At 46.3% G+C, this 11426-nt stretch carries 13 protein-coding genes; 4 read left to right on the top strand and 9 right to left on the bottom strand.

Translation table 11 applies throughout. The annotated features are described in order from the left end of the window. Positions 1 to 335: 335 nt before the first annotated feature. The gene (locus tag HGBM_RS01080) at positions 336 to 1628 is read right to left on the bottom strand and encodes a hypothetical protein (RefSeq protein ID WP_019119256.1); all 1293 of its coding nucleotides are present in this window, start codon (positions 1626 to 1628) and stop codon (positions 336 to 338) included. Between the two features lie 205 nt (positions 1629 to 1833). Here HGBM_RS01080 and HGBM_RS01075 point away from each other — a divergent pair, with 205 nt between their 5' ends. Both HGBM_RS01075 and HGBM_RS01070 read left to right on the top strand, forming a co-directional pair. After that, entirely contained in the window at positions 1834 to 2688 is an 855-nt protein-coding gene (locus HGBM_RS01075) for a polysaccharide deacetylase family protein (protein WP_019119255.1), read from the top strand. Positions 2689 to 2731: 43 nt separating this feature from the next. Then, complete coding sequence (locus tag HGBM_RS01070) at positions 2732 to 3616, top strand: carbon-nitrogen hydrolase family protein (protein WP_019119254.1); 885 nt, start codon at positions 2732 to 2734, stop codon at positions 3614 to 3616. A 20-nt stretch (positions 3617 to 3636) separates the two neighbouring features. Here the strand turns inward: HGBM_RS01070 and HGBM_RS31425 are convergent, their stop codons facing one another. From HGBM_RS31425 to HGBM_RS01050, 5 genes are all read right to left on the bottom strand, one after another. Next, a complete protein-coding gene (locus tag HGBM_RS31425; RefSeq protein WP_315969934.1) occupies positions 3637 to 3960 on the bottom strand; it encodes a Crp/Fnr family transcriptional regulator in 324 nt (107 codons plus the stop codon). Positions 3961 to 4101: 141 nt separating this feature from the next. Beyond that, the gene (locus HGBM_RS01065) at positions 4102 to 5358 is read right to left on the bottom strand and encodes a dicarboxylate/amino acid:cation symporter (protein ID WP_019119253.1); all 1257 of its coding nucleotides are present in this window, start codon (positions 5356 to 5358) and stop codon (positions 4102 to 4104) included. 215 nt (positions 5359 to 5573) lie between these two features. Next, entirely contained in the window at positions 5574 to 6341 is a 768-nt protein-coding gene (locus HGBM_RS01060; protein ID WP_019119252.1) for an IclR family transcriptional regulator, read from the bottom strand. A 208-nt stretch (positions 6342 to 6549) separates the two neighbouring features. Next, entirely contained in the window at positions 6550 to 6717 is a 168-nt protein-coding gene (locus HGBM_RS30110; RefSeq protein WP_019119251.1) for a hypothetical protein, read from the bottom strand. 522 nt (positions 6718 to 7239) lie between these two features. Then, complete coding sequence (locus HGBM_RS01050; protein WP_019119250.1) at positions 7240 to 8811, bottom strand: ABC-F family ATP-binding cassette domain-containing protein; 1572 nt, start codon at positions 8809 to 8811, stop codon at positions 7240 to 7242. 174 nt (positions 8812 to 8985) lie between these two features. On the opposite strand from HGBM_RS01050, the gene HGBM_RS01045 reads away from it, so the two are divergent. After that, a complete protein-coding gene (locus tag HGBM_RS01045) occupies positions 8986 to 9126 on the top strand; it encodes a small acid-soluble spore protein P (protein ID WP_019119249.1) in 141 nt (46 codons plus the stop codon). Positions 9127 to 9343: 217 nt separating this feature from the next. Further along, entirely contained in the window at positions 9344 to 10096 is a 753-nt protein-coding gene (locus HGBM_RS01040; protein ID WP_019119248.1) for a hypothetical protein, read from the top strand. A gap of 66 nt (positions 10097 to 10162) precedes the next feature. Here the strand turns inward: HGBM_RS01040 and HGBM_RS01035 are convergent, their stop codons facing one another. The 3 genes from HGBM_RS01035 to HGBM_RS01025 all read right to left on the bottom strand — a co-directional run bounded on the left by HGBM_RS01035 (position 10163) and on the right by HGBM_RS01025 (position 11417). After that, on the bottom strand, positions 10163 to 10516 hold the full coding sequence (locus tag HGBM_RS01035; protein ID WP_019119247.1) for a fluoride efflux transporter FluC: 354 nt from the start codon (positions 10514 to 10516) through the stop codon (positions 10163 to 10165). Positions 10517 to 10528: 12 nt separating this feature from the next. Next, positions 10529 to 10903, bottom strand: coding sequence for a fluoride efflux transporter CrcB (crcB, locus tag HGBM_RS01030; RefSeq protein WP_019119246.1), 375 nt, complete (start codon positions 10901 to 10903; stop codon positions 10529 to 10531). Between the two features lie 88 nt (positions 10904 to 10991). Then, on the bottom strand, positions 10992 to 11417 hold the full coding sequence (locus HGBM_RS01025; RefSeq protein ID WP_019119245.1) for a hypothetical protein: 426 nt from the start codon (positions 11415 to 11417) through the stop codon (positions 10992 to 10994). Between the last annotated feature and the right edge of the window lie 9 nt (positions 11418 to 11426).

The following is an 11426-nucleotide window of genomic DNA, read 5'->3' as shown; positions in this document are numbered from 1 at the left end:
ACTCCCGTTACTAATAATTTTTTACCATCCTTTGTTGTTTGAACGAATGTCGTCTTTTTTTTGTTTTTAACTACGATCGGTGTGGCAAGCGGTGTAAACAGTCCCTGTTGTTCTAAATCATAAACGGCCATGATTATGAGACCCTACTGTTAATCTTGAACCAGTTTTTGGAGCTCTGCCTTCTGGTGGATATGAGCTGCAAGCAATTTCAATCGATACGCCTTGGGCTCAAGTAATTCGGCGTCTTTCCCGTACTGTGTCATCCAGCGCAGAAAACGGGCAAACCAGGCAGATGGCGAACACATTCCGGAGGGCTTTTTCAACGATCTGGACCGTCATTTAGACGGCTGCATTACCTCCTCTAATTTCGTTACATCAATCTCATAGATTGGGCGGGGCCTGCCCTTCTGATTGAGTGACTCCTTGCCAATCACAGTGGCGATCCCTTTCTCATGAAGCTGCTTTAAAATTCGGGTAGCGTGCCGGTCACTCGTGTTCATTCCAATCCGGACATCACGAGTAGTAACCTTATTCTTTTTAATCATTTGCAACCAAGCATAAAATTTTCGAAGGGTTAACGACCCGAAATCTCCCTCTGAAACATTTACAAGGTTATATTCCAAGGATTCTGGATAGCCTAACGGTCCATAGACCCTTTTTTCCTCATCTATTAAAAATACGCAGTTTCCTCCATTCTGCTTTGAAAATTGCAGGGCTTTACTGGCATTATAGGCGGCGCTATCGGCAGTATCTCCCATGCCAATTCCTAAACTGATCGTATGTGAAAAATTGTTCTCAATTTCTTTCAAAATCGAAAAGTTCGTTACATTATTGGTTACTTTTTCCAATATACCTCTGGTGATGTAAAGCGTGATTAAATTCTCATCTATGTTTCCCGAAGCAGAAAAAAGTTGTTTGCCATAATCCAAAATTCTCCTCTTTATTTCTTGATATTCTTTCCATACTTTTTGACTCGCTTTCGGATCATAATTGTCGATTTGAAATTGAAGAACGGTAATCTGCGTAAAATGTCTTTTTTGCTCCATACCCATTAATATCGCTTTATTTAATGTTTCACGAATGGTTTGTTTCGTATTTTTATAAATATAAACGGGAATTTTCTTTTGTTGAAAATATTCATATACCACTTGAATTCCTGTAACGATGACTTGAACTTTTCTCTCATTCCATAATTTTAAGTGATGTTGAATAATGTCTTCAGGATCAAAATCTCTCACCACCTTAATAAAACGCGGAATATGCGACATCCCTATTTCATCGTAGACTTCGTTTACGTGTGTTTGGTCTGAAGCTTCAAAGCTAATAATTGGCAAAAAATTATATTCCATGTATATCTTCATCAAAGTACTATAAATGGTCGTTCCTGTATAAGGAAGATAAGTCGCGCGGCTATCTGGGGTTAAAACCGGTTGAGAAAGTGAATAAGGGATAGGTCCGCCAAATACAATGACATCAACTAACTGGAGTGCTTTCGCGGTTACGGATGGCGCATCGGACAATTTTTCGCAAATCATCGGAATTACTTCCAAATTATGAAACTCTTTGGCTACTTCGTAAATGGTATTTACCGGTATCCTCGAACCGATTATTGCTAATTTCAATTTCATTGGGTTTCTCCTAATATTTTAGTCTTTTATATGTCCTTATTTACTGAAAATGAAGCATGGTTTGATTTCCTTTACTTCTGAGGACAATTACGATTTTACCATGAATGGGCTGATCTGTTTACTGTAACATTGACAAAGGAAATGGTATCGTTTACATTTGGGTTGTACGTCTTTAATATGTCTATAAATAAAGGAGAGAGTCAACGTGCAAGTAACGGGTAAAGTGAAAATTCCGAATGGTAAACGTGTGGCTGTAAACATTGGGTGTGACTTTGATGCGGCATCGGTATGGATGGGTTCGATCAAGCGAAGCTCTCCGGTTTATTTGTCGAGAGGTGAATTTGGAGCAGAAGTCGGGGCACCCCGGCTGCTAAAATTATTTGATAAATATCAAATCAAAACGACATGGTTTATCCCTGGCCACACCGTTGATACGCATACGGATGTATGCAAAGAGGTTTTTGCTCGTGGGCATGAGATTGGCCATCATGGTTATGTTCATGAAGATATTACAAATTTGAGCTACGAAGAAGAAGTAAAAATATTGGAGATGGGTTTGGAATCGCTGGCTAAAATTGGCATTAAGCCGAGTGGCTATCGTTCCCCTGCATGGGATTACAGTCCCAATACATTAAGTATTTTGGAGAAGTACGGGTTTCGGTACGACAGCAGCTTGATGGGGAATGACATTTATCCATACCGGCCGCGGCCAGTATTGGAAGTTAACATGGACAAGGCGAATGTTTTTGGCCCGCCGAGTTCGATTGTAGAATTTCCAGTTTCGTGGTTTTTGGACGATTTTCCAACACAGGAATTTGTTTTGGGTTTTCTTGAAGGAATGAGATCTACGCAAGAAGTATTTGAACGTTGGAAGGCCATCTTTGACTATGCGTGTGACCAAGAGGATGGAGCATGTTTTATTTTAACCTTGCATCCCCAAACAAGCGGTCGTGCTCATATGCTGCCAATGCTGGAGCGGCTTATTCAGCACATGTCCGAAAAAGGAGCATGGTTTGCCACGTTGGATGAAATCCGCAATGCTTATTACGAAGAAAATTGATTCGGCAGAATGAATGATATACTACTTGGATGGGGTGATTAAAATGAGGAATGTAACAATTTCAGTTTGTCAATTTCAGATGGAGCGCGTTGCTAACTTTGAAGATTTTAAACAACAAGTGCTTCATTTAATGAATCAGGTTCCTAAGGATGCAGATTATGTTCTGTTTCCCGAATTGTTCACAATGGGTTTATTGACAACATATCCTGATGCTGAACAAATGACCTTAACGGAAATTAGCCGACTCGATCAATTTACACCCCAATTTATATCTTTTTTCAGCGACTTAGCGAAAAATCGTGAACGGGTAATTATTGCGGGTTCACATCTGGTGAAAAAGCATGATAAAAATTTAAATGTCTCCTACATTTTTGATAAAAGTGGTAATTATGTTGAGCACAGCAAAACACACCTATTTCCAGCGGAGTTTTCGTTTGGGATCTCGGAGGGAGATGAATTGCAGGTACACGAAATCGGACCTGCGAAAATTGCTGTCGCGATTTGCTATGAAGCGGAAATACCTGAAGTGTCCCGCATTTTAAGTTTAAAGGGAGCGGAAATCATTTTCTGCCCTTCCTATACATTTACGGAACATGGATTTTGGCGCGTACGTCACTGTGCTCAGGCTAGATGCATCGAAAACCAAGTTTATTTCGTCCATTGTCCAACTGTTGGAAATCCAGGAAATCCAGTTCCTACTGGATTCGGAAAGGCTTCCATTCTAAGTCCTTGTGATGCACAGTGGGCACCGAATGGCGTAGTAGCCGAGGCCGAATGGAACCAAAACATGGTTATAACAGGGACGGTAGATCTTGACGCCCTCTATGAAAACCGTAAATCCGGCGCAGCTACTACCTTTTTTGATCGAGAGCGTCGTGAAGAGTTGTATGCCAAATATGAACCATATGCCACTATGGGTCAGCGATAAATTTATTGGAGAGGCCCTTTTCATATGAGAGTAGAACCATCAGCAGGCTGTCGAGTAAGTCGACAGCCTTTGATATTGGTCGCCAAGGCGACATGTAGGGGCGGGTTACGATAGGCTGTGGCACACAGCAGAGTATCTTCAATCGTTTCGATATACACTCCATGAGTCCCTAAAGAGAAAGAGTCGATCTCACCAAACGTGCTCCCTTTTCCCAAGATACCCACAGTAAACTGTTTCCCCCAAGAATTGACAATATAAAAGCGTAATGCGCCTTCCTTCACAAAATATAGTCCATCCCGAACCAATTCGGGTGATTGGATAATGGTAGTCCTCGGACAAAGGATAACGGTCTATTTCTCGTTCATCTTAACGATATGAAAACGCTACCAAAACTTCGCACCATCACTTCTACAACCGCTTTTCCACCTGACAGGTTTCATCCTCATCACTCTCCGGTATCTCCGAATTCCCTCGTTTTCTCTGTGTTACCCTGCAACTTCGATTTCGTTTGTTGCACTCTTCTTAAACAAGACAGCCTTGCTAGGGTCGAAAAGCTTCTCCCATTTGGACACCACAATGGCAGCAAGTGCATAGCCAATGATGTTGACAATTCCTCGAGCCATATCCATCAGGCGGTCCACTGCGAGAACCAGACCCAATCCTTCCACCGGAAGGCCAACCGCCAGCAAAGTTGCTGATAAGACCGCGAAGGACGCCCCAGGGACAGCAGCAATTCCCTTGGATGTCAGCATAAGGATGGCCAATATCGTTAACTGCTCGCCAAAGCTTAGGTCGATCCCATACAACTGGGCAATAAAAGGAACCACCATCCCTTGATATAATGCCGAACCATCCAGGTTAAAGGTATAACCCGTAGGAATAACAAAAGAAACAATCGATCGATCACAACCAAACTTCTCCATTTTGTTCATAATTTGTGGCATAACGGTTTCCGTGCTATCCGTCACATAGCCTATAATAAGCTCTTCCTTTAGATTGCGGATGAGCACAAACAGGTTAACTTTAGCCAACAACGCGACGATTCCAAATACGACAAGTATAAAGAAGACAATGGTTAAATGGTTCACAATGATCAGTTTGCCTAACGGGATCAAGGACTTAAATCCATACGTTGCAACGGTGGTGGCCATCAGTGCGAAAACACCAAACGGGGCAAATCCCATCACCATGCGAACAAAACTAAACATGGTTTCAGAAACCGCTTGGAAGAATGCTAATACCGATTTTCCTTTCTCACCGATGGATGCTAATGAGATCCCAAACATCACAGCGAAGAAAATAACGGGTAAGATTTTCCCTTGAGACAAGGAAGCAAATAGATTCGGAGAAAAGATTCCTACCAATACGTCCAAAGGTTTGGTATTTTCGGCCGTTTCGACATAACTCTTGATATCAGAAGCTTGTAGATGCTGGATGTCTACGCCGATCCCTGGTTTTGTAATATTGGTCGCCAGGATGCCAACAATGATGGCGATCGTGGTAATGATTTCAAAGTAAACAAGGGTTTTAAGTCCTAGCCTCCCTACACGTTTCAAATTCCCCATTCCCGCTATACTAGAAACAATGGTAGAGAAAACAAGGGGCACGATCACAATTTTTATCATATTAATGAAGATGTCCCCAATGGGCTTCAAGGCTTTACCGTATTCATTAGCTAGATACCCAAAAATGATCCCCAAAATCATCCCAGCGATTATTTGCCAGACAAGTCCTTTTTTCATGTTTTTCATCACCTTTTGTTCGTTTCTTTTAACCATTAAATCGTTTGTTTCAAAATAGAAAGCGCTTCCATTAATTGCTCATCGGAAGTGACCAGTGGAGGCACTAAGCGAATGCTGTTACCTTGTGTGCCTGCTCCTATGGTGATGACGCCGCGCTCATAACCGGTTCGAATCCGTTCGCCGCAAATTCCGGGAACGGCTCTTTTGATTCCTGATCATGCACGAACTCGAAAACCTAAATCTTTGGAAATAAGTTGAGCCGCCTCCCGAACTTTCTCCGTAATGAATGCTTCATTTTCATCTGTAAATCGAGCCGCTAACCCACTCACGCCTAAAGCGGCAATTACCTTCTCTGTGTAATCATGGATGGGAAATGAGATCCCAAAGGTGTTGGCATCCTGCTCTCCATGACTTACCGCAAACCCTTGCTCGTTGATTTTATTCAGCTCTTCCCACAGTTTTTCTTTGTCGGTGATCGTATTCGGAGTCAGCGATTCCAAAGTAAGGCTTTCAAAAAGTTGTTTTCTCTCTTTTATAGGTAGATAGGCAAATAGTAATTTAGGGCCAGAGCCAACATACAAGGGGGAGCGTTTTCCTATTCGTGTATACAACCGTAAATTCTGTTTACTTTCTACCTTCTCAATATAAACTGCCTCATTTCCCTCCTGAATGACCAAGTGAACGACTTCGTCAATTTCTGAACATAAGTTCTTCATGTGAGGCAGAGCGATTTTTCTCAATTCCAATCCTTCCATTACGAGATTTCCAAGTTCAAGCAGCTTAAGGCCAAGCTTATAACGTATGTCTTGATCAGACATTTTTGTTTTGATCAGAAAGCCGCATACTTCAAGGGAAGTAAGTAAGCGGTACGCAGTTGGCTTGGCAAGATCACTTTTACGCGCAATTTCGGCCAAAGTCAGCTCCTTTTCATCACTGGTAAACAGGTCTAATAGTTTAAGCGCTTTTATCACACTTGCATTCATCTATTTGTTACCCCGCCTTCTTGTAAAATGATCATCCCCCTCATATCTTAAATCCACTCCCATACCATTCCAATAATTGAAATGGTATTTCATATTTGTTTGAATTAAAAATACTTACACCTTTGGTTATAAGCATTTCAATTATTGAAATATTATTTCACATTTAAGTTTAAATTACATTACCAACATTGGTTATATTACCTATATTTTAAAAATTCAATACATATTTGATTTCTTCCACCAGCATGACGACGTAAATCGTCGAGGGGCTGATGTCTGGTGATCGTCTTCCGTCTTTTGCCTGCTTGACCATTGACTTTAGCTGGTATATCTTGGAGGAGTAAGAGACCAATTCTCTTGCCCACTGTCTGTTCACAGTGGCCTCACCTCCTCTGGTTGCTAACCAATAGGAGGTTCTTTATTTCACTCCCTGTCTCCTTCCACGTTACCAGTGAAATTTAGATTTTTTGCGTGGGCGGGCACTAGCGTTGCATTAATCTTTCCTGATGATTCAAAATACGAATAATCTTCGGTATTTGTCCGTTCATACCAGAAAAAAATCCTTTCCACTGGAAAGGTCAGGTAGTTCCTGTCCAAATCCAACGCAAAGGAAAGCCCATGGACAAGACAATTGATTGCCTACTGCTTGTTACTCCTTATCAAACTGGAAAGGAAGAGTCAGCACACTGTTGCAGATCAGCAGATGGCTGAAAGTAATTCTCTGGCAAACGTTTGAGAAATGGCTAGGAAGAATGGATTACCAGTCAAAACGAACATCTAGGGGTCGACAGGAAAGGAATTAGGTGTTATTTGTTGTTTTCACCGTTGTAATTTCATGAAAAAGAAGCTGACCCTTCAGTAGAAAACCTACTTCTGGGACAGCCCCGTTCACCGCAAATTAAACGCGCATCGCGCTTTTCGCCGACTGATTCGCCCACTCTTCGACATTCCAGACCCGGGTCACCCAATCCTGATAAAATTCCGGTTCGTGACAGACGAGCAGCACCGTTCCTTTAAACGCAATCAGCGCCCGTTTCAGCTCCTCCTTGGCGACGACATCAAGGTGGTTGGTCGGCTCGTCAAAAATCAGCCAGTTGCTCTCCCGCTGCAGCAGCTTGCACAGCCGAACCTTGGCTTGTTCGCCCCCAGACAGCGCCGCCATGCTGCGGTTGATATGGTCATTGGTCAGCCCGCAGCGGGCAAGCGCAGCACGTACTTCGTGATTGTTCAGATGGGGGAAGTCATTCCACATGTCGTCAAGCGCGGTGACAGCTTTCGGCTTTACCTCCTGCTCGAAATAAGCCGGGAACAGGAAATCGCCGCGCTCCAGTTTTCCGCCAAGCGGCGGGATGATCCCGAGGACAGTCTTCAACAGCGTGGATTTCCCCACTCCGTTCATCCCGACGACCGCCACCTTTTCCCCCCGTTCCAGACTCATCGTCAATTTTGGCATCAGCGGATGAGAATATCCGATCTCCAGGTCTTCCGCTTCAAACACGTATCGTCCGCTGGCACGTGCCTCTTTAAAGATGAAGGTAGGTTTTGCCGCCGTCTCCGGCTTGTCGATCCGCTCCATCCGATCCAGCTGCTTTTGCCGGCTCTTGGCGCGGCCGCTGGTCGAGGCCCTTGCTTTGTTGCGGGCGATGAAGTCCTCCATTTTGGAGATCTGTTCCTGCTGCTTTTCATACGCGTCGAAATGCTGGCTGCGTTTCATCTCCGACTGGGCGAGGAACGACTCGTAATTGCCGGTGTACCGCGTCAGCTTTGTAAATTCGAGGTGATAGATCACGCCTACAACTTCGTTCATAAAGGAAGTATCGTGGGAAATCAGGATAAACGCGTATGGATAATTCTTTAAATAATTTTTCAGCCAGCCGATGTGTTCATCGTCCAGATAGTTGGTCGGCTCGTCAAGCAGCAGAACAGTCGGTTGGGAGAGCAGCAGCTTGGCTAACAGCACCTTGGTCCGCTGGCCGCCGGACAAAGCCGTTACGTCCCGGTCCATTCCGATCGCATCCAGCCCCAGGGCGTTGCCGATTTCATCCACCTTGGCATCGATCAGGTAAAAGCCGCTCGTCTCCAGCCGCTCCTGAATCTCGCCCATCCGCTCAAGCAGCTGTTCCAGTTCCTCCGGACTTGCCTCGGCCATTTGCTCGGCGATTTTCATAATTTCCTCCTCCAGCTCGAGCTGAGGAAGAAATGCTTCCTTCAAGACGTCGCGAATCGTCTTTCCCGCCGCCAATTTGGTGTGCTGATCCAGGTAGCCGTATTCCACCTTCGGCATCCACTCAATCTTGCCTTCGTCCGGAATCAATTGGCGGGTGAGCAGGCCCATCAGCGTCGACTTGCCCGTTCCGTTCGCGCCGACAAGTCCCACATGCTCTCCTGGCTGCAGCCGAAAGGACACCTCTTTAAACAGGGTCCGATCGCCAAATCCGTGCGATACATTTTCTACGATCAAAACGCTCATGTGTTCCTCCTAAAATTACTGCATATCTAATCATTTTAATCGATGGGAAAGCGGATAAACAACAGGAAAATGCCATCTCTTTCAGGCAGCCGGAATTTCTTCCAGATGGCCCACTTTTTTGGCCGCATTGACTTGGGACACAGTTTCACATACTACCGAAAAGGAGCTGATCCCATGCGCAAAGAGCCAACAGAAAATCCGCACCAGACGTACAACAACCGGTACCAACCGGAACAGACCGGCGAACCGCTGTCCGGCTCGAAAAAAGTAAAGCAGGCCAACCATTCGCGGCAAGTGATGACACGAGAAGGCTAGGGGCAACCCGGCCTTTTGTCGTTTGCGATGCGGCCTGCTCAGCCAGAGGTCTCCCACCTGCTTAGGCGAGGGAATGGTTGCACGACTGCCCCACTTGCGGTCTGGTGCGAAGGTGATCCGGCAACGCGTTCTGAAGCATTCACGAAAGGTCATCGTTGAATTGTCCCACATTCCTGCGTATGATAGAAAAGGAGAAAAGCGCGAGGAGGAAAAAACGATGATCACAATTGGCCTAACCAAGATGCAGGATATGCGACCTGTTGTACGCTACGGCGTCTCTCCCTTGTTCGAGATGGCAGTCAGCTTGCACACGCTCAGCAGCCAGTCACCGCCTGTCCAGCATTACAACTGGGTAAAACAAACGATTGACCGGCTTCGGCAAGAAAATTTGTACCGGGAATTTCTTTACTTTTCTCCATTGTTCATGGAATCGACTCCGCGCTTTTTCGATCCGGATGCGACTGATCACGTCAAGGGAGTGGACGACCTTTACGAGTATTTGCTCGCGCTGCCGCAGACGGAGTTTGTCGAAGGGGTGAAAGATGCGCTTCTTGCCGCCAAAAAGGGCTCCGTTGACATCATCTTCCCGATTGAAAAAGGGCTGCGGGACGATCCGGCCGTGATTAAAAGCAGATTTACCCTGTTAACTGCTTCTTATCTGCAAGCGGTCTTCATGGCGAAGTGGGAAGAACTGGCTCCCAAACTGGTGGCCGAAGTGGAGTGGGCTGAGCAGGGGCTGTCCACAGCAAACGATGTCGGAGCGCTTTTACAACGCTTGGTTCCGGAGATTGGCTATGACGAGGAAAACAGTCAATTGCTTATTCAACAGGAGGACGGGACGTACAGTCACCAGGATATCGCGGACATCGTATTTCAACCGAGCCTCTTTTTCTCTACGCCTCCCAGGTACTCTCTCGCGGGGCAGACCCTGCACGTCACCTACAATATAAACAGCCGTACAGTCGAATAGCAGAAATTGTTCAAGCCGCTGCAGCCGATTTTTCCCCTCTGTCGAAAAAAATCGGCTGCAGCCTGGCTAGGAGAGGCCGCCCCCTGCCCAGTAACCGGCAAAAGCCAGCAGGATCCCAACGGTATAGCTCACCGTCAGATTAAGCGCAGCAGCAGCGCGTCCCGCTTGCAAGCTCTCCCAGTTTAACGTCGAAAATGTTGTGAAGGCGCCTGTGAACCCCGTTCCCAGAAACAACAAGGCAGCCGAACCAAATCCTGTCCCCGTCAGCCACCCCAACAGAAACGAGCCAAGCAGATTTACCGTCAGCGTTCCATAAGGAAACCCGCCGGAAGCTTTTTTTCCCAGCCAGCGGGTAATGCCATAACGCAGCGTCGCCCCCAAAAATCCGCCTGCAGCCACGAGAAACCCTTGCCACACCATGTGCGCTCCTCCTCAGGCTTTCTTGGCCGCTGCCAACCGATACCCCAGCCAGGCGAGCAGCAGGCCGCCCCACAAGCTTGTCAACACGTAAATCAACGCGAGCAGAAAGAGCCCGGCGTGAAGCAGCTGGACCGTTTCCACACTGAATGTTGAAAATGTCGTAAAGGAACCAATCAAGCCGGTCGTGATACCAAGACGCAGCCATTCCGGTACGGGCCTGGCAACGACCCAGGTAGAGAACCAGGCCAGCACAAAACAGCCGAGGTAATTGGTGATCAGCGTGCCAAGCGGAAAGGGGCTTGCCCACCACTCATGCGACCACAATCCTGCGTAATAGCGCAGTAATGCTCCAATCGAACCGGCCAGGCCGATAACAAGATACGCCATCTCTTATCCGCTCCTACAATTCTTTCGACCAACAGCAAACTCCCGCCTGGAAGAATTGGCAGGAGTCTTCGCTGGCTTATGCCTATGCTTAAAACGGCAGGGGGGCAAACTTGACTGCCACCATCAGCAGGATGACCAGATCCAGCACCAGGCTCAAGACAAACGCCTTCTTTGCGCCGGCCTGGAACGATTCGTTTCGGCCTGCCAAATCCTTGACATTTTTTAGCGCCTTGGTGATAATCCCGAACAGTGCGGCAATTGCCAAAAACAGGAGAAAGACAATCGCGAGCCAAAGCGTAATCCGGAATCCCCCGGCCCAGTATACTGCCAGTCCGGTAATAATGGAAACGATCAAAACGAAATGCGGAATCCGCAGCAGACCAGCCAGCTTGCCGGCGCGCTGTGCCGCTGCCTGCGGGTCCCTGGAAGCCAATGTTCCCGTTCCAATCGGCAAAAACAGGCAGAGCAGAATGAGAACGGCAGCCAACCGGTGGATCATAAACATCGCAACCATAGTTTCCCT

Origin of the sequence: Brevibacillus massiliensis (genome assembly GCF_000311785.1) — a bacterium.
GTDB classification, from domain to species: domain Bacteria; phylum Bacillota; class Bacilli; order Brevibacillales; family Brevibacillaceae; genus Brevibacillus_C; species Brevibacillus_C massiliensis.
This window is presented reverse-complemented; position numbering and strand designations above follow the sequence as displayed.